The sequence below is a fragment of the Streptomyces sp. NPDC001890 genome (assembly GCF_042891445.1).
Lineage (GTDB): Bacteria > Actinomycetota > Actinomycetes > Streptomycetales > Streptomycetaceae > Streptomyces.
Window position 1 is genome coordinate 170,609 of record NZ_JBIATE010000007.1, and the last position, 18,960, is coordinate 189,568.

Consider the following 18,960-nt stretch of genomic DNA (forward strand, 5'->3'; position numbering starts at 1 on the left):
ACCCTCGAACCATCCCCCTCAAGAGTGACGAATTGTCGCCATATCATCACTGCCCGCTACGCTCGCTGCGTGACCCACACTGCGCGCCGCATCGGCCGATCCCTCGCCTTCGTACTGCCCGTCGTGATGGTCCTCTCCGGGACCCTCGCCGTCACCAGCGTGCCGTGGGCAGCGCACGGCTCCGAGCCGCAGGTCCTGACCGCGTCGGCTCACGACATCTCCAAGCGCGCCAAGGCGCGCACTCCGCAGGACGCCCTCCGCGACCGACTGCTCGTGGAGCTCCGGGAGAAGGACCCGGCGGTCGCGCTCACCGACCTCCAGCGCTCCGTCGAGGGCCGCCCCTCCCTCGCCCGGCACTGCATGTCGATCGCCAAGGCACTGGGCCGCGCCGCCGTCGAGAAGTACGGGCCCACCCACGCCCACCGGTTCTCGCGCCCCGTCTGCGACACGTCCTTCGCCTCGGGCGTCGCCCGGTTCAGCTGACCGGCCGCTCCGGGCACCGCATATCGTGCCTGGCATGCATACGTATCCGACGCAGGCCGTGGTCCTGGCAGGTGGCCAGGGATCGCGGCTGCGCCCGTACACCGACGACCGCCCCAAGCCGATGGTCGAGATCCCGGGCACCGGGACTCCGATCATCGGCCATCAGCTTTCCTGGCTGGCCGCCGAAGGCGTGACCGACGCCGTGGTGTCGTGCGGTCATCTGGCCGAGGTACTGCAGGAGTGGCTGGACTCGGCGGTGCTGCCGCTGCGGGTGACGACCGTCGTGGAGTCCGAGCCGCTGGGCCGCGGCGGCGGGCTGAAGTACGCCGCCACCCGGCTGCCCGACCCCGAGCAGCCCTGGTACGCCACCAACGGCGACATCTGGACGCGCTTCTCCCTGCGCGAGATGGCCGCGTTCCACACCGAGCGCGACGCGACCGCCACGCTGGCCCTGGCCCGCCCCCGCATCCCGTGGGGTGCCGTGGAGACGGACGCGTTCGGGCACATCACCGACTTCATCGAGTCGCCGCCCTCGCCGTATCTGATCAACGCCGGGGTGTACGTGTTCTCCCCGGAGTTCACGACGCTGCTGCCGGACCGGGGCGACCACGAGCGGACGACGTTCCCCCGGCTGGCCCGCGAGCGCAGGCTCGCCGGGTACCCGCTGCCGCACGGGGCGTACTGGCGGGCCATCGACACGGCGAAGGACCTCACCGAGGCCGCCAAGGAACTCGACGGGAGCTGACCACCGGCGCGTGGTGGCCTGCGCATGGCGGCCGCGCGCATGGCGAAGGGGCGGTCACCGGTGTGAAGCCGGTGACCGCCCCTTTCGCCGTGTGCCGGGGCGGTGACTCAGCCGAGCAGGCCGCCGATGGGGTTCTTCCCGCCGCCGGACGTGGAGCCGGTGGAACCGTCGCCGTCCGAGCCGCCGGTCGAGCCGCCGGTCGAGCCGCCCCCCGTACCCGTGGAGCCGGAGGACGACGGGCCGGAGCTGCTGGACGGAGGCGGCTGCGGGGCCGTCTGCTGCGGGGTCTGCTGCCCGGTGCCCTGCGTCTGGCTGGGCTGGCCGGCACCGGCCGCCTGGCCGGACTCGCGGACGGTGCCCGCGGTGGGCGTGGACGGCGCGGTGGAGGGCGTCGTGGCGACGGTGCTCCGGGACGGGGCGGGGCGCCGGCCGTCCGGGGTGTGCGAGGCCCGGCCGCTGCGGGACTCCTCGGGGAGCGGGGAACCGGGGAGCTGGTTGGTCGGGTCGGTGTTCGGACCGGGCACGGTGACGACCTCGGAGGAGCGGACCGCACCGCCGAGCACGGAGCCGACCAGCAGGGTGAGACCGACGACCACGGAGGCGACGACGGCGCCCCGGCGCAGCACCCGGCGGCGCAGCTCCCAGATCGCCGAGCGCGGGCCGAGCCTGCGCCAGGCCTCCCCGGCGAGCCGTCCGTCGACGGAGTAGACGGGCGCGCCCGCGATGATCAGCGGGCTCCAGGCGGCGAGGTAGATGATGTCGGGCGCGTCGTACGCGGCGACGGTGCGCCAGCTCACCGTGACCAGCAGGGCGGCGGACAGCAGCGCGCCGAACGAGGCGGCGACGCGCTGCCAGAGGCCGAGGACGGTGAGGACGCCGACGACGACCTGGAGGAAGGCGACGGTGAGTCCGGCGCCGACGGGGTGGGAGAGCGCGAAGTCGCGCAGCGGCTCGGCCAGCTGCCAGGGGTGCAGCGAGGTCAGCCACTTGACCATGGAGCCGCGGTCGCCGCCGTCGAAGTAGACGGGGTCGCAGAGCTTGCCCATGCCGGCGTAGATGGAGATGAAGCCGAGGAAGACGCGGAGCGGGAGGAGTACGACGCCGAGGTTCATCCGGCGGCCGGGGTAGTACGCGTGCCGGACCGAGTCGCCGCTCTGGCGCCCGCTCCGGGCGTCGGCCTCGTCGTCGAACCCGTCCTCGTCGTCGTACGCGTCCTGTGCGTACGACGCGGCGTACGGCGCGCCGTCGTCGGTGTCGTAGGCGCCGACCGCCCGGCGCATGGGCGGCAGCAGCGGTCCGTAGCCGCCCGGCTGGTGCGGGGCGGTGAGGACGGGGTTGGGCTGGGTCTCTTCGAGGAGGTCGATGACCTGGGTGCCGGCCATGCCGGGTCCGCCGTCGCGCTCCGGGGCCGCGTAGGGGTCGTACGCGTCGTACCCGGTGGCCGGGGCCGGGCGGCCCGCGGTGGAGTTCCGCACGGCCTGGAGGAGCCCGGTGGCGCCGGGGTCGCCGGGGGCGGACCTGCCGCTCCACACGACGGGCGAGCGCCTGCCGCGGGCCGCTCCTGCGCCGCTCATGGCGGGGATCCTGGGCACGCCGGCGGGGGCCAGACCGCGCAGCCGCGGGCGCTGGCCGGGGGCGAGCTGCACCCGGAAGCTGGCGTGGTTGACGATGACCTGCGCAGGGTCGCAGTCCACCTTGGTCATGCTCAGGGCGGGTTGTTCGTCGAACCGAGGCGTTCTGGTGTCCACACTCATCTAACCGAGTGATCTGTGTTTAGGACACTGCCTTGACGGGCCCGATGTGTCCGAGGCCCGTCAATGGGTCCGGCCGGGGGGAGGCTCCGCCCGGCCGCCCCCCGGCCGGGTGGACTTCTCAGGCCCGGCGCCGCGCAACCTCGTACAGCACGATCCCGGCCGCGACGCCCGCGTTCAGCGACTCCGCGCCACCGGGCATCGAGATGCGGACCCGGTAGTCGCAGGTCTCGCCGACGAGGCGGCCGAGGCCCTTGCCCTCGCTGCCGATGACGATGACGACGGGCCCGGCGAGCTCCTCCAGGTCCTCGACGGTGTGCTCGCCGTCGGCGGCCAGGCCCACGACCGTGAGGCCGGCCTTCTGGTAGCCCTCCAGGGCGCGGGTCAGGTTGGTCACCCGGGAGACCGGCGTGCGGGCCGCCGTGCCCGCCGAGGACTTCCAGGCGCCCGCCGTCATCCCGGCCGCGCGCCGCTCGGGCACGACCACGCCGTGGCCGCCGAACGCGGAGACGGAGCGGACGATCGCGCCCAGGTTGCGCGGGTCGGTGACGCCGTCGAGAGCGACGATCAGCGGGTCCTCGCCGTTGTCGTACGCGGCGGCGGTGAGGTCCTCCGGGTGCGCGTACTCGTACGGCGGGACCTGGAGGACGAGGCCCTGGTGGTTCAGGCCGTTCGTCATCCGGTCCAGCTCGGGGCGCGGGGCCTCCATCAGGTTGATGTTGCCGCGCGCGCCGGCGAGCTGGAGCGCCTCGCGGACCCGCTCGTCGTTGTCGATGTACTGCTGGACGTACAGGGTCGTCGCCGGGACGCCGTCGCGCAGGGCCTCGTAGACGGGGTTGCGGCCGACGACCATCTCGGACGTGCCCTTGACGCCGCCGCGCCGGGGCGCGGGGCGGCGGGCCGCGGCCTGCTTGGCCTGGGCGTTGGCGATGCGGTTCTTCTTGTGTCCCTTGCGGGCGGAGGCGGGCGGCGTCGGGCCCTTGCCTTCGAGGCCACGGCGACGCTGCCCACCGCTGCCGACCTGCGCGCCCTTCTTGTTGGACGTGCGGCGGTTCCTGCGCTGGCTGTTCCCGGCCATGACCTACCTGTTTCGTTGCTTCTCAGACATGCGTACGTATAAGTGAAGTGTGCCGCCCGGAACGCCGGGCGGCACACGGTGGGGACTACTGGCGCGGGCCGAGTGTCCACCGAGGTCCGGTGGGACTGTCCTCGATGACGAGTCCGGACTGGTTGAGCTGGTCGCGGATGGCGTCGGCCGCGGGCCAGTCCTTGCGCTCGCGGGCCGACTGGCGCTGGTCCAGGACGAGCCGTACGAGCGTGTCGACGACCCCGTGCAGATCGTCGCCGCGGTCGCTCTCGCCCGCCCAGTGCTCGTCGAGCGGGTCGAGGCCGAGGACGCCGAGCATCGCGCGGACCTCCGCGAGCCGGGCGACGGCGGCTTCCTTGTCGTCGGCGGCCAGCGCGGAGTTGCCCTGGCGGACCGTGGTGTGGACGATCGCGAGCGCCTGCGGGACGCCCAGGTCGTCGTCCATCGCCTCGGCGAAGGCCGGCGGCACCTCGGTGGCGGGCTCGACCGTCTCGCCCGCCTTCTCGGTGACGCGCTGGACGAACCCCTCGATCCGCGCGAACGCGGACTCGGCCTCGCGCAGGGCCTCCTCGCTGTACTCGATCATCGACCGGTAGTGCGGGGTGCCGAGGTAGTAGCGCAGCACGATCGGGCGCCACGCCTTGACCATCTCGCTGACCAGCACGGAGTTGCCCAGCGACTTCGACATCTTCTCGCCGGACATGGTGACCCAGCCGTTGTGCACCCAGTACTTCGCGAACTCGTCGCCGTACGCCTTGGCCTGGGCGATCTCGTTCTCGTGGTGCGGGAAGATCAGGTCGATGCCGCCGCCGTGGATGTCGAAGGCGGTGCCGAGGTACTTGTGCGCCATGGCGGAGCACTCCAAGTGCCAGCCGGGGCGGCCGCGGCCCCACGGGGTCTCCCAGCTGGGCTCGCCCGGCTTGGTCGCCTTCCACATGGCGAAGTCGCGCTGGTCGCGCTTGCCGGTCTCGCCCTCGCCGGACGGCTGGCGCAGGTCGTCCAGGTCCTGGTTGGAGAGCTCCAGGTAGCCCGGGAACGAGCGCACGTCGAAGTAGACGTTGCCGTCGGCCGCGTAGGCGTGACCGCGTTCGATCAGGCCCCGCATCATCTCGATCATCTCGGGGACGTGGCCGGTGGCGCGGGGCTCGTAGGTGACCGGGAGGCAGCCGAGCGCGTCGTAACCGGCGTTGAACGCCCGCTCGTTCTCGTAGCCGATGGCCCACCACGGCCTGCCCTGCTCCGCCGACTTCGTGATGATCTTGTCGTCGATGTCGGTGACGTTCCGGATGAACGTGACGTCGTAGCCGCGGTACTGGAACCAGCGGCGCATGATGTCGAAGTTCAGCCCGGACCGGATGTGCCCGATGTGCGGGGCGGCCTGGACGGTCGCGCCACAGAGGTAGATCGAGACACAGCCCGCTGTGAGCGGTACGAAGTCACGGATCTGCCGGGCGCTGGTGTCGTACAGGCGAATAGTCACGCCTCAAGGGTAGTGGGCGCGCACCAGTGCCCCGCGACCCCTTGGGGAATCGCGGGGCGAGTCGTTGGCGGCGGGGCGTCTCAGATGCTTCCGACGACCTTGCGCGGGGTGATCCGGACGACCACGCGCTCGGCGTCGTCGACGGAGGCGGGGTTGAAGTCCGCGTACTCCTTGCCGGTGTACTTCCTGGACAGCTCGTCGATGAGTTCCTGGCCGCCCTCGGTGCTCAGAGCCGCCGTGCCGCGGATCTCGGCGTACGTGTACGGGGCGGCGAAGGGCTGCACGACGACGGTGACCCGGGGGTCGCGGCGCAGGTTCCTCTCCTTGCGGCGGCCGACCGTCGTCGAGATGAGCACGTCGTCGCCGTCGCGCCGGACCCAGACCGGGGAGACCTGGGGGCTGCCGTCGGGCTGGATGGTGGCGACGGTGACGAAGACGGGGGTGTCGAGAAGCGCCTTGAGTTCTTCGGAGAGTGCGGCGGTCATGGCGTACGTCCTCCAGTGCGATCGGTGGGTGCCTCTACCCGTACCCCAACTCCGTCCCGTCGCTCCCGCTTCCCGCTCCTGCCCACCGGAAGGGTCAGGGCGAGCGCTCCGCCCGCCGGCGGCACGGCGGGCACCTCGGCGCGCGGGCTCAGCCGGTGCGGTAGACCAGCGCGGTCGCGATGCCGGCGATGCCCTCGCCCCGGCCGGTGAAGCCGAGCCCGTCGGAGGTGGCCGCGGAGAGCGAGACGGGCGCCCCCACGGCGGCCGACAGCACCTTCTGCGCCTCGTCGCGCCGCTTGCCTATCTTCGGCCGTACGCCGACGACCTGGACGGCGACGTTGCCGATCTCGAAGCCTCCGGCCCGCACGATCCGGGCCGCCTCGGTCAGCAGGGTCACCCCGGCGGCGCCGGACCACTCGGGCCGCCCGGTGCCGAAGTGCTGCCCGAGGTCGCCGAGCCCGGCGGCCGAGAAGAGCGCGTTGCACGCGGCGTGCGCGACGACATCGGCGTCCGAGTGCCCGGCGAGCCCCGGCCCCTCGCCCTCCCAGAGCAGCCCCGCGCACCACAGCTCGCGGCCCTCCTCGAAGGCGTGGATGTCGGTACCGATCCCGACCTGCGGGATCACCGGCCCGGTCCGTTCCGCGGAGCCCGCCGCGGCTTCCCCGCGCCCCAACGTTTCCTCAGAAGCCATCGTTCGCCCTCCTGCGCGCGAGTACCGCCTCGGCCAGCACCAGATCCAGCGGCCGGGTCACCTTGAACGCCTCTTCGTGCCCGGGGACGACCACCACGGGCGCCCCGAGCTGCTCCACCATGCCCGCGTCGTCCGTCGCGCCCTCGCCGCTGACGGCGACGGCCCCGTGCGCCCGCACGAGCGTGTCGCGGTCGAAGCCCTGCGGGGTCTGCACGGCACGCAGCCTGGCCCGCACGGGCGTCCCGAGCACCGGCTCCGGCTCCCCCGGCGCACCGGGCTCGACCTCCTTGACGGTGTCGGCCAGCGGCAGCGCGGGGACGACGGCGGGCGCCCCGTCCCGTACCGCCTCGATCACCGCGTCCACCGTGTCGACGGGCACCAGCGGGCGCGCCGCGTCGTGGACGAGGACGACGGAGATGTCATCGGGCAGCGCGTCGACGCCGAGCCGCACCGATTCCTGGCGGGTGTCGCCGCCGGGCACCACGAGGTAGTCGGTGCGCTCGGGCAGGGCGTGCTCGTCGAGCAGGTTCTTGACCTCGTGGGCGCCGTCCGGCGGCGCGACGACCACGACCAGGGAGACGGCACGGGACGCCGCCATGGCCCGTACCGCGTGGATGAGCATGGGTGTTCCGCCCAGCGCGCGGAGCGCCTTGGGGGCGCCCGGACCGAGCCGTACGCCGCGGCCGGCTGCGGGAATCACGGCGGCCGTGCGGTACGGACGCGATTGATCAGACATCGATTGCACTCCGGAGCTTCGGCATGTTTGTTTCCACAGCCGACGTGGGTATGGCCACAAGCGAGCCGGGCGCCGTGCCCTGACTCGACGGGGCCCTTTCCGTGACACCCGGTCGAAGTCGGACAAGCCGCACCGGCGCTCGGGATCGGCTGCGCAAGATCGCGAGCAACGTATCGGGGGTATCACCGATGAAGCCAACGCATCGGTGCGTCGGGACGTAATCCGGACAGGCTGCGCCAGGAATTCGGCCACACCGCGGCCGTATCCAGCCATGCCGTGGCCGAAACCGGACATGCCGCGGCGCCCGACGACATACCGTGAATACGGTTGTCAGCGGGCACCGCGGCACATTGATTACGACCGGCGCGAGCCGGTTCAGGACGCGAGAACCTCGTCGAGCAGAGCCTCGGCCTTGTCTTCGTTCGTGTTCTCCGCGAGAGCGAGCTCGCTCACCAGAATCTGGCGAGCCTTGGCGAGCATGCGCTTCTCACCTGCGGAGAGTCCACGCTCGCGCTCACGACGCCACAGGTCGCGAACCACTTCGGCGACCTTGATGACATCGCCGGAGGCGAGCTTCTCCAGATTTGCCTTGTAGCGCCGGGACCAGTTCGTCGGCTCTTCGGCGTACGGCGCGCGAAGCACCTCGAAGACCCGGTCCAGCCCCTCCTGCCCGACTACGTCGCGCACACCCACGAACTCCGCATTGTCCGCCGGCACACGAACCGTCAAGTCGCCCTGGGCGACCTTGAGCACCAAGTAGGTCTTGTCCACGCCTTTGATCTGGCGAGTTTCGATAGCCTCGATCAGCGCGGCCCCGTGATGGGGATAGACCACGGTGTCGCCAACCTTGAACGTCATGTGACAGGTACCCCTTCCGTGGCTATCAAGAGTAACACGAGAACTGCTTCTCCTGAATGGCGTTTTCGCAGGTCAGGGCATATCTCGGGGCTTGACAACAGCAACACGCACGTGCTGCGGAAGGTTCGCCGGGGGCGGAATTCGCAGGTCGGAGCCGTTGTGCAGGCGGGACGAAACGCACACGTCACACACATCCGAACCACCTCCCGAAGGGGACGAACATCCCGATTTGTCGGGTTCCGGATGGTGAACTTTCCGTACTCCGTTCGGGGATCGATCACCCGTACGGAGGTAAGTGACGTTGATCAATGGAATTGATCAACGGCTCGGTGTGATCGGTTATGCGCACGGAATGCGCCACGTTCCATGAATTGATCACCGGCGATATGTGAACGGCATGTGACGGGCCGTTTCGGCGGCTGCCGGGCCCGCAAACCTTTGCCGGAAGCGGGCTGCCGAACGGCGTGACCGCGGGAAGTGCCCGCGAGCTCCGGGGCGACCGAGATCGTCCTCAGGGGCGGGTCGGGTGCGGGGCCGGGCGGGCGGCTCGGTAGCCTAAGGCCGCTGACACACCCTTAGGGCGGCTTTACGTCGCTCCCCACCCGTCCGCAGTCCGAACGTTCAAGGAGTTGCCGCCGCCGTGAGCCGCAGCCTTCGACACGGCGCTCTCGCCGCCACAGCCATCGTGTTCTCGATCGCCTCGCTCGCCGCGTGCGGCGCGGGCAATGACGCCGCGACGCTCAAGGTCAGGCCGGACACTGCTGCCACCACCATCGGTGACATCAGCATCCAGAACGCGAACGTCGTCACCCAGCCCGAGCTCACCGCCCAGGGCCCGGCCGTCGTGGCCGCGACGCTGTTCAACAACGGCACGAAGCCGCAGACCCTGGAAGCCATCACGCTGCCGGGTTCGAGCGCCTCGGTCCAGCTGCACGCCGCCAAGGGTGCCGGCCCGGTCGTCGTCCCGGCCGGCGGCTCGGTGCTCCTGGGCGGCGAGGGCAACGCCTCCGCCGTCATCGAGAACGGCAGCGAGGCCGCCAAGGCGGGCAATGTGCAGCAGGTCGTCTTCAAGTTCAGCTCGGCGGGCGAGGTCCCGCTCGGCGCGTTCGTCGTGCCGGCGAAGAGCTACTTCACGGGCTACGGCCCGAGCACGCTGCCCGAGACCCCGGAGAAGTCGCAGGAGGCGAGCCCGACCGGTTCCGCCACGGCCCCCGCCGCCGGGTCGGAGGGCGAGGACGCCTCGGAGTCGGAGAACGGCGCGGACACCCCGGCCGACGACGCGTCCGCCTCGTCGCAGACCGACTGACCGGCCGACACTCACCGGCCCCATGGCGCAAGCCCGCTGAACGGCGGAGGGCGCCTCCCGTCCGGGGGGCGCCCTCCGCCGTCGGCACATCCGGCGGTCTACGGCTCGAACTTGTACCCGAGGCCCCGCACCGTCACCAGGAAGCGTGGTGCCCCCGGGTCGGGCTCGATCTTGGCGCGCAGGCGCTTGACGTGGACGTCGAGGGTCTTGGTGTCCCCCACGTAGTCCGCGCCCCACACCCGGTCGATCAGCTGCATGCGGGTCAGCACCCGGCCCGCGTTGCGCAGCAGCATCTCCAGCAGGTCGAACTCCTTGAGCGGGAGGTCGACCTTGCCGCCGGCGACGGTGACGACGTGACGGTCCACGTCCATCCGCACCGGGCCCGCCTCCAGGGCGGCCGGGGTGACCTCCTCCGGCTCGCCGCGGCGGCGCAGCACCGCGCGGATGCGGGCGACCAGCTCCCGGGAGGAGAAGGGCTTGGTCACGTAGTCGTCGGCTCCTATTTCCAGGCCGACCACCTTGTCGATCTCGCTGTCCTTCGCCGTGACCATGATCACGGGGACATTGGACCTGCTGCGCAGCTGACGGCAGACCTCCGTGCCGGGCAGGCCCGGCAGCATCAGGTCGAGCAGGACGAGGTCGGCGCCGTTGCGCTCGAACTCGTCAAGCCCGTCCGGGCCCGTGGCCGCGATGGCGACCTCGAAGCCTTCCTTGCGGAGCATGTAGGACAGGGCGTCGCTGAAGGATTCCTCATCCTCGACGACGAGCACTCGGGTCACGGAAGGACCTCCGGGGCAGGGAATGGTTCAAGGGTGTCGGGGTGGGCGGGTCCATGGGGGCCGCCCTCGTCGCCGTTGACGACGGGCGTTCCGCCCGAGCTGCGGTCCCGTTCCCGTACGGAGCCCGCTTCGGGCAGCCGCAGGGTGAAGGTGGAGCCCTGGCCCTCCGAGCTCCAGACCGTGACCTCCCCGCCGTGCGAGGCGGCCACGTGCTTGACGATGGCGAGGCCGAGGCCGGTGCCACCGGTGGCCCGTGAGCGGGCCGGGTCGACGCGGTAGAAGCGTTCGAAGACCCGCTCGCGGTCCTTCTCCGAGATGCCGATGCCCTGGTCGGTCACGGCTATCTCGATCTGGTCCCCGCCGGGCACGGACAGTCGCCTGGCGGCGATGCCCACTCGGGTGCGGGCGGGACTGTAGTTGACGGCGTTCTCGACGAGATTGCCGAGCGCCGCGGCGAGCTGGCCGCGGTTGCCCCAGATCCGGAGCTCCGCGGTGCCGCCCGCCGCCATGGTGATCTGCTTGGAGCCGGCCTGCTGGCGGCAGCGGTCGATGGCCTCGGCCACCAGCTCGTCCACCCGGACCGGTTCGGCGTCCTCCAGCGGGTCGTCGTTCTGCACCCGCGAGAGGTCGATGATCTCCTGGACGAGGTTGGTCAGCCGGGTCGCCTCGATCTGCATCCGGCCCGCGAAGCGCTCCACCGCCTCCGGGTCGTCGGAGGCGTCCATCACGGCCTCGGAGAGCAGCGAGAGCGCGCCGACCGGGGTCTTGAGCTCATGGCTGACGTTGGCGACGAAGTCGCGCCGCACCGCCTCTATCCGGCGGGCCTCGGTGAGGTCCTCGACCAGCAGGAGCACCAGCCGGGAGCCGAGCGGAGCGACCCGGGCGGAGACCGCGAGTGCCTCGCCGCGGCCCGTACCGCGTCGCGGAAGATCCAGTTCCACCTGCCGTATCTCGCCGTCGCGGCGGGTGTCCCTGGCCATGTTCAGCATCGCGTCGACGGCGAGCCGCCCGCCCCTGACCAGTCCCAGCGCATAGGCGGCGGAGCTGGCCTTGACCACGCTGTCGCTCTCGTCGAGCACGACCGCCGAGGAGCTGAGCACGGACAGGACCGTGTCCACCCCGGGCGGCAGGGGTGCGTTGCTGTCGGGCCGCATGGAGGTCCGCGTCGGCTTCTTCTGGTCGCGCTCGCTCCAGCGGAACGCGAGCATGGCGATCACGCCGGTACACGCACCGCCGATCGCCGCAGCTGCGGCGACTGCCGCGTTCACGTCCATACGTCAAGGTTATGCGGGTGTCGGAGGACTCTCCCAGCCATCCGAGTGCCTGTCCGAACACTCGTCGCCCAGAGTTCACCGAGGGGCAAGGGTTGGTTCACTTGGGCGGCCGGAAGCCGACGCGTACGCCACTCAGGGTGGCAGCGTGGGGTTCGAACCGTGCCCCGGCCTTACACAGAGGACTGGAGAGGGACTTCCATGCGTGACGCGTACCACGAGGAACTCGACTCGATCGGAGAAGGGCTGGTCGAGATGGCCCGCCTCGTCGGGTCGGCGATCGGCCGGGCGACGACGTCCATGCTCGATGCCGATCTCAAGCTCGCGGAGAGCGTGATCGCCGCGGACCAGAAGGTCGACGACCTGCAGCACGACCTGGAGGCGCGGGCCATCGCCCTGCTCGCGCGGCAGCAGCCCGTGGCGACGGACCTGCGCATCGTGGTCACCTCCCTGCGGATGAGCGCCGACCTGGAGCGCTCCGGCGACCTCGCCCAGCACGTCGCCAAGCTGGCCCGGCTGCGGTTCCCGCAGTCGGCGGTCCCGAACGACCTGCACGCCACCATCCTGGAGATGGGGCAGCTGGCGCAGCGCCTGATGGCCAAGGCCGCCGAGGTGATCATCACCAAGGACGTCGACCTCGCGCTCCAGCTGGAGCAGGACGACGACGAGATGGACCTGCTGCACCGCACGCTGTTCCAGCACCTGATGGACGACCGCTGGAAGCACGGCATCGAGACGGCCGTGGACGTGACGCTGCTCGGCCGCTACTACGAGCGCTTCGCGGACCACGCGGTGTCGGTCGCCAAGCGGGTCGTGTACCTGGTGACGGGCGAGCACGCCGACGAGATCCAGCAGCAGACGCCGGTGGAGGGCGCGTGATCGCGGCGGGCGACCGCTGCGCGTGAGCGGGGTACGCGACCGCTGCGCGTGACCGGGGTACGTGGCCGGTGCGCGTGACCGGGGCGCGTACGGGCGTGCGTGGGCGCATCGGGTCGCACAAGTGTTTCTGCACGTGTGCGCCGTTGATGCGCCCGCCGGGTTGGGGATGCAATGGGGTGGGGCGGCACGCCTTGTCCGTACGCCCCGGTCGTACGCGCGTCTTCGCGCCGTACGGCCCTGTCGTACGCCTTGAGGAGGAACCATGGCCGATTCCCCCACGACCGACCTTCAGCAGGAGGCACCCGCCGAAGTGGTGCACCTGACCCTGCTCGGTGCCTGCGGCTGCGGCTCGGGCTGCGGCTGCGGCTGCCAGTCCGGAGCCCCCTGCCAGTGCGGTGGCTGCTGCGGCTGACCGGCTGCCACGCGATGCCGAGTACGCCCCGCGCGGAGACGGAACGCTCCGCGCGGGGCGCCGCCGTGCCCGGCGTGAGACCGCCTCAGCCCATCCGCTCCGCGGCGGGCTCGGTCTTCGCACCCGTCGAGGAGCCCCCGCCGCTCTCCGCCACCCGGCTGCCGCCCTCGGGCGCCGGGGCCGCCCCTTCCGCGCCCGGCAGGTTCCGCATCAGCAGCCAGTAGCCCAGCGCGGCCCCGGTCCCCAGGACCGCGCACGCGCCCCACAGCCACTGCGCCCCGAACCGGTCGATCACCAGGCCCGACATCAGCGGCGCGATCAGCGCGGCCGCGGACCACGACATCGTGTACATGCCCTGGTAGCGGCCCCGGCCCCGGGCCGGTGACAGCCGGACGACCAGGCTGCTCTGGATCGGCGAGTTGACGATCTCCGCGACCGTCCAGACGCAGATGGTCAGCGCGTAGACGGCGACCGACCCGGCGAACGCGGTCAGCCCGAATCCGTACCCCGCCAGCAGCGACGACACGACGAGCAGCCGGCGCGGGTCGCGATGCTGGATGAAGCGGGTGACGGGAATCTGGAGCACCACGATCAGCACCCCGTTGACGGCGACCGCGGTCCCGAAGTCGGAGCTGGAGAACCCGTCCGTCCCCATGGCCACCGGCAGCCCCACGTACCCCTGCTGGAAGATCAGCGCGATGACGAAGGACAGCCCGACGACGCTCATGAACCGGCCGTCGCGCAACACGGTGGAGAGCCGGACCTCGTCCGCGGACCCCACCGGCTTCCCCGGCGTCTTCGGCGTTTCCGGCCGCGACTCCGGCACCTTCAGGAAAACGACGACGGCGCAGAACAGCGTCATCGCGGCCTCGCCGAGGAACCCGGCGAGATAGCTGTACTCGGCGACGAACCCGGCCCCGGCCGACGAGACGGCGAAGCCGAGGTTGATGGCCCAGTAATTGAGCGAGAAGGCCCGCACCCGGTCCTCGGGCCGGACGATGTCGGCCATCATCGCCTGCACCGCGGGCCGCGACGCGTTGCTGGCCATGCCGACGAAGAAGGCGACCGCCGCGATCGCCACCGGGTGGACCATGAACCCGAGCACGGCCACGGACACCGCCGTCGAGGTCTGCGCGATGAGCATGGTGGGCCGGCGGCCGAGCCGGTCGGTCATCACCCCCGCCCCGAGCGAGGAGACCACCCCGCCGAGCCCGTGCAGCGCGGCGACCAGACCGGCGTACGAGGCCGAGTAGCCCCGGTCCAGGGTCAGGTACAGCGCCATGAACGTGGCGACGAACGCTCCGAGCCGGTTGACCAGCGTGCTCGTCCACAGCCACCAGAACTGCCTGGGGAGCCCGGACACGGATTCGTGTGCGGCCCGTCTGAGACCGGCGACAGACATGCGGCATCCCCCCAGGGACGTACGGAACGGACACCGCCGGTAAGAGTCCCGACGACTGTCCGAACATTACGAATCCCGGATTCCGGCACGCCAGTCAATTGACGCCGACCGTCAATCGACGCCGACCACCCGTCGTCCCGCCCGCCCGCTGCCCGCCCCCTGTCCGCCCTGTGACCGGCTGCGCGGGGCTCGTACGGGTTCGATTACGCTCGGACCCATGGCCGACGCACCGTACAAGCTGATCCTCCTCCGCCACGGCGAGAGCGAATGGAACGCGAAGAACCTGTTCACCGGCTGGGTGGACGTCAACCTCACGGAGAAGGGCGAGAAGGAGGCAGTCCGCGGCGGTGAGCTGCTCAAGGACGCCGGTCTGCTCCCCGATGTCCTGCACACCTCCCTCCAGAAGCGCGCCATCCGCACCGCGCAGCTCGCGCTGGAGTCCGCGGACCGCCACTGGATCCCGGTCCACCGCTCCTGGCGGCTGAACGAGCGCCACTACGGCGCCCTGCAGGGCAAGGACAAGGCCCAGACGCTCGCCGAGTTCGGCGAGGAGCAGTTCATGCTCTGGCGCCGGTCCTACGACACCCCGCCGCCCGCCCTTGAGGACGGCACCGAGTTCTCGCAGAGCGACGACCCGCGCTACGCGACGATCCCGCCGGAGCTGCGCCCGCGCACCGAGTGCCTCAAGGACGTCGTCACCCGCATGCTGCCGTACTGGTACGACGCCATCGTGCCGGACCTGCTCGACGGCCGGACCGTCCTGGTCGCCGCCCACGGCAACAGCCTCCGGGCCCTGGTCAAGCACCTCGACGGCATCTCCGACGCCGACATCGCGGGCCTGAACATCCCGACCGGCATCCCGCTCGTCTACGAACTGGACGCCGACTTCCGCCCCGTGAAGCCGGGCGGCACGTACCTCGACCCGGACGCGGCGAAGGCCGCCATCGAGGCCGTGAAGAACCAGGGCAAGAAGAAGTAGATTTTGTGATCATGCCCCTGAGCTGCGCACATGGCGCAACCCAGGGGCGTGATCATGACCTGGGCCCCCTCTGGGGCCTCGGGCCCCGAGTTCTGCGGCCGACGAACCCTCCCGAGAGGCTTCCGAGCCCGGTTTCGGCAGGAGGCGGATACGGCCGGGGAAGTGTTGACGCCGTCCGCAGGCAGCACCAACGAGAGTCGTACGCCGATCTTGTTAATGCGGCACATGCCCTTGTGCGTGAAGTGAGGACATGGAAGGAGGCGGAAACCTCGTTAGCCGTAGCGAAGGAGCGCATCCGCAATCTGCAGCAGGACATGGATCGAGCGGGTGCCATCGTGTCTCTCGAAGGTCCCGGTCATCTGCAAACCTTCATCGACACACTCGACATGTCCGCGCTCATCGTCGCCGCCGGGGTCGGACGGTTCGAGGGGACAACGGCCGAACTCGTAGACCACGTCGACGACGACATCGACTCTGCCGAGAGCGCCACTTTCCTCTTCGCGGAAGTCGCGAGCGACTACCTGAATTCTGGGAAGCAGAGGAAACGGCTCCTCTCGAATGTCGAGGATGCGCACCTGCGCATCCGCAGGCAGCAGGTCGGCTGACCCCCGTGCTGGGCGCTCAGTTCTCCGGGTCATGGTGGGGCCGAAGGGCCTGCCCGAGTGCCTTCCGGGCGCGGTCCCGGCTGCTGGGCATGAGGTGCGCGTACGCCTTGAGCGTCAGTCCAGGGTCGGAGTGCCCGAGGTATTCGCTGACGGCCTTGACGCTCTCGCCCGCGTCCAGGAGCACGGACGCGTAGAAGTGCCGGAGGGCGTGCATGCCGTGCTCCCGTGCGGCAGCGTGCTCCCGGCTCTTGGCCTTCGGGATCGGAATGACTGCGGCCGAGGGCCAGAGCCGGTTTCCACACCGCCTCGCTCAGCGAGGCGCGCCAGACGCGACCACCACGCGGTGCCTCCCCGGCACTCCGCCAAGTCCTCAGAGCGTTGCCGTGCCTCCGAGGCTTCCGCTGCTGATAACTCCTCGTAGGACGTGCGCGATCTCCTCGGGCTTGAGGTCGATGCCGTCGAGCCCCTCCTCGGTCAGCGGGATCTCCTCCAGCGCGTATTCGCCTCGGCCTTCGGCGCTGAACTCGGGACCGGTGCGGTCGTCGAAGGACCAGGTGTCGATGCGGGCGAGGTAGAAGAGCTGGCGCTCGTCGTCGGACTCCATCGTGTGGAGGAGGCGGATGATGTCGGCCTTCCCCGCGATCTCCTCGTGGATCTCCCGGTGGAGGGCTGCCTCCCGGGACTCGTCGCCGGGTTCGACGCCACCGCCGGGCAGTACCCAGTACTCGGGGATGCCTGGCTTGGTACGGCGGATGACCAGCATCGTATCGTCAGCGGTGACGAGGACGGCGCGGACTCGTTCGATCATTTCGGTTCGTCTCCTTGCTTGTTGGCGGTCTCAGTGCAGCAGCCAGCCGCCGTCGACGTGGACGGATTGCCCAGTGATGAACGAGGCGGAAGGGCCTACGAGAAACGCCACCAGGGCCGCGACGTCCTCGGGCCGACCGCGGCGCGGGACGCACTGGCGCTTGACCTGGTCTTCCGGCCGCGCCCGGTGCTGGACGGGGAGTGCGTTCTCGGCCTCGACCTGGATGGCGCCGGGCATGACCGTGTTGACGCAGATCCCGCACGGGCCCAGTTCGCGGGCGAGGGAGCGGGTCAGGCCGCGCTCCAGGACATGCGCGCACGCCTCCGCCGGCACAGCGGATTTCCCGAGGCCCAGGAATTGCGTGAGCGGGCGGCTCGCGCCGGAGGCTGCCCCTCTCCCAGCGTCGTCGCTCTCAGCGGTTGTGCCCCTTCGTCCATGCCTCCCATGCCTCTCGATGACGGCCACCGACGCCCAAATCAACAGCCAGTGCCTGACGCACCGCGAACGCCGAACGCACCCCTCCCCCTCACCCGCCCTGTTCGCCAGGGTCGTCGCAGAGGCCGCCGAGTTCGGCCGCGAGTTCCGGGGACCGCATCCCCGGCAGGGCGTACCCCTCCGTCTCGTCCCACGGGACGTCGACGTCGTCCATGTGGACGTGCCACTGCGCGTCCCCGAGCGCGCGGCGCAACTCGGTGACGGAGTCGAGCACATGGACGATGACCGGCAGCCACCGGTCGGGGTCGATCGGCAGTTTCGTGGACCCGGTGAGGATCTGGCCGTCGACGTCGTACAGATACAGGCTCTCCTCTTCGTCGTACGGGAACGACTGAGCGCGCGCGCCGACCACGCGCTCGACGGCGGCCGACTCGGCGGACGTCAGTGGCTGTGCCCGGCGGGCGCTGTAGTAGAGGGAAACGCTCATGGTCCGAGCGTAGGGGCGGGGTGTGACATCACGGGTCCGGTCCGGCCCAACGCCCTTTCCACCCGCCCCGCGAGGCCGTCCCAGGGGCGGCATTCGACCACCGGAAGGCCGTGCCGGGCCGCCTGGTCGGCGAGCCAGTGCGAGTACGCGGCGCTGACCCGGGCGCGGTGGCGCTGTTCACCGCTTTCGGGCTCCCTGGCCGCGTAGTTGGCGAGGATCTGTTCCGGATCCTGCTCGTGCAGGAACACCGCCCGCACCCGGCGGCCGGCCGTCCGGCCCTCGCGGATCGCCTCCGCCGCGGCGGCCGGGGTGAGGTAGTCGCCCTCGATCACGGCGGGGACGTCGACGGTCAGGCGGTTGCGGACCACGCCGAGCACCGCGGGTTCGAGGGCCCTGGCGGTGGCGATCTGGAGGTCCAGTACCTGGTCGACGGTGAGGCACGCCGTTTCGGGGGCGGAGCCGAAGTGGTGGAGTGCGGGGTGGTGTTCGGGCGTCGTCATGGCCTCGACGGCGCTGACCACGTCGTCGAACTCGACCAGGAACCCCTTCGACTCCTCGGATGCACCGGCCAGTTGGGCCGCCACCCGGCTCTTGCCGACGCCCGAGGCCCCACCGATCAGCAATATGTCCCACGTTGTCGCTGTCACGGGGCGAACGTATCGCGTGGGTTCCGTGTCCGCCGTCGGCGCCGGCGCTACCGTGGCCCGAGCACCGGCCCGCGCGAGGACGGAACCGACCGGAACCGGCCGGACGGGCCGTGCGGAGGATGCAAGGAGAGCGGGGAGAGCAACCATGGGCAAGCCCCTGAAAACCTTCGTCGGCGGTGCCGAGGTCGACGTGCCCAACAGCATTCCGGCCATCCGCGCCACACTGCCCGAGGAGAGACGCGCGGAGTTCGACCGCGCCATCAACGAGGCGGGTGTGCACGAGATCCAGGCCGTGATGCGGCACTGGATGCTGGAGGCCGTGCCCGATCCGGAGGCCGAGCGGATCCTGGACCGGCTGGCGCAGGACGAGGCCGAGAGGCGGAGCGTCGCTTGAGCTACCGCATCTCCTACGCACCGCCCGCCGACGACTCCCTGGCCAAGATGCGCGACGGGGAGACCTTCCGCGCCCAGATGGCACGCACCCTGGGCCTCGACCCGTACGGACACGGGTCGTCGGCCGTCAAGAGCGAGCGCGACCGCCGCGAGGCGACGGTCGCCGGGGCGATCGTGCTCTATTACGTCTCCGGGACCGTCCTGATCGTCACCGTCGTGAGGCTCGTCCCGCTGCCGTGAG

23 protein-coding genes and 1 pseudogene are annotated in these 18,960 nt (G+C 70.9%); 9 read left to right on the forward strand and 15 right to left on the reverse strand.

Translation table 11 applies throughout. From position 1 onward, the window contains the following. Window positions 1-69: 69 nt before the first annotated feature. Window positions 70-483, forward strand: coding sequence for a hypothetical protein (locus ACFYY1_RS20290; protein ID WP_351258467.1), 414 nt, complete (start codon window positions 70-72; stop codon window positions 481-483). A 34-nt stretch (window positions 484-517) separates the two neighbouring features. Beyond that, window positions 518-1,228 (forward strand): NDP-sugar synthase, encoded by a 711-nt coding sequence (locus ACFYY1_RS20295; protein WP_388587264.1) that lies wholly within the window; start codon window positions 518-520, stop codon window positions 1,226-1,228. Between the two features lie 107 nt (window positions 1,229-1,335). Here the strand turns inward: ACFYY1_RS20295 and ACFYY1_RS20300 are convergent, their stop codons facing one another. From ACFYY1_RS20300 to ACFYY1_RS20330, 7 genes are all read right to left on the reverse strand, one after another. Next, on the reverse strand, window positions 1,336-2,982 hold the full coding sequence (locus tag ACFYY1_RS20300) for a DoxX family membrane protein (protein WP_388587267.1): 1,647 nt from the start codon (window positions 2,980-2,982) through the stop codon (window positions 1,336-1,338). 118 nt (window positions 2,983-3,100) lie between these two features. Next, a complete protein-coding gene (rlmB, locus tag ACFYY1_RS20305; protein WP_376635954.1) occupies window positions 3,101-4,057 on the reverse strand; it encodes a 23S rRNA (guanosine(2251)-2'-O)-methyltransferase RlmB in 957 nt (318 codons plus the stop codon). 85 nt (window positions 4,058-4,142) lie between these two features. After that, window positions 4,143-5,546, reverse strand: a complete 1,404-nt coding sequence (gene cysS / locus ACFYY1_RS20310) for a cysteine--tRNA ligase (protein WP_388587269.1) — start codon at window positions 5,544-5,546, stop codon at window positions 4,143-4,145. An 80-nt stretch (window positions 5,547-5,626) separates the two neighbouring features. Beyond that, on the reverse strand, window positions 5,627-6,031 hold the full coding sequence (locus ACFYY1_RS20315; protein ID WP_388587272.1) for a PPOX class F420-dependent oxidoreductase: 405 nt from the start codon (window positions 6,029-6,031) through the stop codon (window positions 5,627-5,629). 148 nt (window positions 6,032-6,179) lie between these two features. Then, window positions 6,180-6,722, reverse strand: coding sequence for a 2-C-methyl-D-erythritol 2,4-cyclodiphosphate synthase (gene ispF, locus ACFYY1_RS20320; RefSeq protein WP_388587274.1), 543 nt, complete (start codon window positions 6,720-6,722; stop codon window positions 6,180-6,182). Further along, complete coding sequence (gene ispD / locus ACFYY1_RS20325; RefSeq protein ID WP_388587277.1) at window positions 6,712-7,458, reverse strand: 2-C-methyl-D-erythritol 4-phosphate cytidylyltransferase; 747 nt, start codon at window positions 7,456-7,458, stop codon at window positions 6,712-6,714. The genes ispF and ispD overlap by 11 nt, the downstream gene beginning before the upstream one ends. 375 nt (window positions 7,459-7,833) lie before the next feature. Beyond that, window positions 7,834-8,316 carry a CarD family transcriptional regulator gene (locus ACFYY1_RS20330; protein ID WP_006380568.1) on the reverse strand — a complete coding sequence of 161 codons (483 nt, stop codon included), beginning with the start codon at window positions 8,314-8,316 and terminating at the stop codon, window positions 7,834-7,836. Window positions 8,317-8,956: 640 nt separating this feature from the next. Between ACFYY1_RS20330 and ACFYY1_RS20335 the strand changes: the two genes are divergently transcribed. After that, window positions 8,957-9,622, forward strand: a complete 666-nt coding sequence (locus tag ACFYY1_RS20335; protein WP_388587280.1) for a DUF461 domain-containing protein — start codon at window positions 8,957-8,959, stop codon at window positions 9,620-9,622. A 98-nt stretch (window positions 9,623-9,720) separates the two neighbouring features. Here ACFYY1_RS20335 and ACFYY1_RS20340 read toward each other — a convergent pair whose 3' ends face one another. After that, window positions 9,721-10,401: a response regulator transcription factor gene (locus ACFYY1_RS20340; protein WP_072487966.1), complete on the reverse strand. Its 681-nt coding sequence runs from the start codon at window positions 10,399-10,401 to the stop codon at window positions 9,721-9,723. Next, a complete protein-coding gene (locus tag ACFYY1_RS20345; RefSeq protein WP_266730866.1) occupies window positions 10,398-11,675 on the reverse strand; it encodes a cell wall metabolism sensor histidine kinase WalK in 1,278 nt (425 codons plus the stop codon). Before ACFYY1_RS20345 ends, ACFYY1_RS20340 begins: the two co-directional genes overlap by 4 nt. A 198-nt stretch (window positions 11,676-11,873) precedes the next feature. Between ACFYY1_RS20345 and phoU the strand changes: the two genes are divergently transcribed. Then, on the forward strand, window positions 11,874-12,551 hold the full coding sequence (gene phoU, locus ACFYY1_RS20350) for a phosphate signaling complex protein PhoU (RefSeq protein WP_388587284.1): 678 nt from the start codon (window positions 11,874-11,876) through the stop codon (window positions 12,549-12,551). A 262-nt stretch (window positions 12,552-12,813) separates the two neighbouring features. Further along, window positions 12,814-12,963 carry a hypothetical protein gene (locus ACFYY1_RS20355; RefSeq protein WP_383716925.1) on the forward strand — a complete coding sequence of 50 codons (150 nt, stop codon included), beginning with the start codon at window positions 12,814-12,816 and terminating at the stop codon, window positions 12,961-12,963. 85 nt (window positions 12,964-13,048) lie between these two features. On the opposite strand, the gene ACFYY1_RS20360 is transcribed toward ACFYY1_RS20355, so the two are convergent. Beyond that, on the reverse strand, window positions 13,049-14,365 hold the full coding sequence (locus ACFYY1_RS20360) for an MDR family MFS transporter (protein WP_388587287.1): 1,317 nt from the start codon (window positions 14,363-14,365) through the stop codon (window positions 13,049-13,051). 217 nt (window positions 14,366-14,582) lie between these two features. Here ACFYY1_RS20360 and ACFYY1_RS20365 point away from each other — a divergent pair, with 217 nt between their 5' ends. Continuing rightward, window positions 14,583-15,344, forward strand: coding sequence for a phosphoglyceromutase (locus ACFYY1_RS20365; protein WP_388587290.1), 762 nt, complete (start codon window positions 14,583-14,585; stop codon window positions 15,342-15,344). Between the two features lie 233 nt (window positions 15,345-15,577). Beyond that, window positions 15,578-15,949: a hypothetical protein gene (locus ACFYY1_RS20370; protein WP_388587293.1), complete on the forward strand. Its 372-nt coding sequence runs from the start codon at window positions 15,578-15,580 to the stop codon at window positions 15,947-15,949. Between the two features lie 16 nt (window positions 15,950-15,965). Here ACFYY1_RS20370 and ACFYY1_RS20375 read toward each other — a convergent pair. The 5 genes and pseudogenes from ACFYY1_RS20375 to ACFYY1_RS20395 all read right to left on the reverse strand — a co-directional run. Next, window positions 15,966-16,293 (reverse strand): annotated as a pseudogene (locus ACFYY1_RS20375) (tyrosine-type recombinase/integrase); the annotation flags it as partial. Window positions 16,294-16,319: 26 nt separating this feature from the next. Beyond that, window positions 16,320-16,757 carry an NUDIX domain-containing protein gene (locus ACFYY1_RS20380; RefSeq protein WP_388587295.1) on the reverse strand — a complete coding sequence of 146 codons (438 nt, stop codon included), beginning with the start codon at window positions 16,755-16,757 and terminating at the stop codon, window positions 16,320-16,322. A 30-nt stretch (window positions 16,758-16,787) separates the two neighbouring features. Beyond that, a complete protein-coding gene (locus tag ACFYY1_RS20385; protein ID WP_388587298.1) occupies window positions 16,788-17,090 on the reverse strand; it encodes an SDR family oxidoreductase in 303 nt (100 codons plus the stop codon). A gap of 193 nt (window positions 17,091-17,283) precedes the next feature. Continuing rightward, window positions 17,284-17,679: a hypothetical protein gene (locus ACFYY1_RS20390; protein WP_388587301.1), complete on the reverse strand. Its 396-nt coding sequence runs from the start codon at window positions 17,677-17,679 to the stop codon at window positions 17,284-17,286. Next, window positions 17,676-18,326 (reverse strand): AAA family ATPase, encoded by a 651-nt coding sequence (locus ACFYY1_RS20395; RefSeq protein ID WP_388587304.1) that lies wholly within the window; start codon window positions 18,324-18,326, stop codon window positions 17,676-17,678. Before ACFYY1_RS20395 ends, ACFYY1_RS20390 begins: the two co-directional genes overlap by 4 nt. Before the next feature lie 145 nt (window positions 18,327-18,471). On the opposite strand from ACFYY1_RS20395, the gene ACFYY1_RS20400 reads away from it, so the two are divergent. Both ACFYY1_RS20400 and ACFYY1_RS20405 read left to right on the forward strand, forming a co-directional pair. Continuing rightward, window positions 18,472-18,720, forward strand: coding sequence for a hypothetical protein (locus ACFYY1_RS20400; protein ID WP_388587307.1), 249 nt, complete (start codon window positions 18,472-18,474; stop codon window positions 18,718-18,720). After that, window positions 18,717-18,959, forward strand: coding sequence for a hypothetical protein (locus ACFYY1_RS20405; RefSeq protein WP_388587309.1), 243 nt, complete (start codon window positions 18,717-18,719; stop codon window positions 18,957-18,959). Before ACFYY1_RS20400 ends, ACFYY1_RS20405 begins: the two co-directional genes overlap by 4 nt. Window position 18,960 lies beyond the last annotated feature (1 nt).

Excerpts from the sequence above, each read along its gene's own strand:
- ispF (WP_388587274.1), bottom strand. The coding sequence starts at position 6,722 with ATGGCTTCTGAGGAAACGTTGGGGCGCGGGGAAGCCGCGGCGGGCTCC.
- ACFYY1_RS20345 (WP_266730866.1), bottom strand. The coding sequence starts at position 11,675 with ATGGACGTGAACGCGGCAGTCGCCGCAGCTGCGGCGATCGGCGGTGCG.
- ispD (WP_388587277.1), bottom strand. The coding sequence starts at position 7,458 with ATGTCTGATCAATCGCGTCCGTACCGCACGGCCGCCGTGATTCCCGCA.
- ACFYY1_RS20400 (WP_388587307.1), top strand. The coding sequence starts at position 18,472 with ATGGGCAAGCCCCTGAAAACCTTCGTCGGCGGTGCCGAGGTCGACGTG.
- ACFYY1_RS20390 (WP_388587301.1), bottom strand. The coding sequence starts at position 17,679 with ATGAGCGTTTCCCTCTACTACAGCGCCCGCCGGGCACAGCCACTGACG.
- ACFYY1_RS20360 (WP_388587287.1), bottom strand. The coding sequence starts at position 14,365 with ATGTCTGTCGCCGGTCTCAGACGGGCCGCACACGAATCCGTGTCCGGG.
- phoU (WP_388587284.1), top strand. The coding sequence starts at position 11,874 with ATGCGTGACGCGTACCACGAGGAACTCGACTCGATCGGAGAAGGGCTG.
- ACFYY1_RS20300 (WP_388587267.1), bottom strand. The coding sequence starts at position 2,982 with ATGAGTGTGGACACCAGAACGCCTCGGTTCGACGAACAACCCGCCCTG.
- ACFYY1_RS20380 (WP_388587295.1), bottom strand. The coding sequence starts at position 16,757 with ATGATCGAACGAGTCCGCGCCGTCCTCGTCACCGCTGACGATACGATG.
- ACFYY1_RS20355 (WP_383716925.1), top strand. The coding sequence starts at position 12,814 with ATGGCCGATTCCCCCACGACCGACCTTCAGCAGGAGGCACCCGCCGAA.
- ACFYY1_RS20315 (WP_388587272.1), bottom strand. The coding sequence starts at position 6,031 with ATGACCGCCGCACTCTCCGAAGAACTCAAGGCGCTTCTCGACACCCCC.
- rlmB (WP_376635954.1), bottom strand. The coding sequence starts at position 4,057 with ATGGCCGGGAACAGCCAGCGCAGGAACCGCCGCACGTCCAACAAGAAG.
- ACFYY1_RS20330 (WP_006380568.1), bottom strand. The coding sequence starts at position 8,316 with ATGACGTTCAAGGTTGGCGACACCGTGGTCTATCCCCATCACGGGGCC.
- ACFYY1_RS20295 (WP_388587264.1), top strand. The coding sequence starts at position 518 with ATGCATACGTATCCGACGCAGGCCGTGGTCCTGGCAGGTGGCCAGGGA.
- ACFYY1_RS20365 (WP_388587290.1), top strand. The coding sequence starts at position 14,583 with ATGGCCGACGCACCGTACAAGCTGATCCTCCTCCGCCACGGCGAGAGC.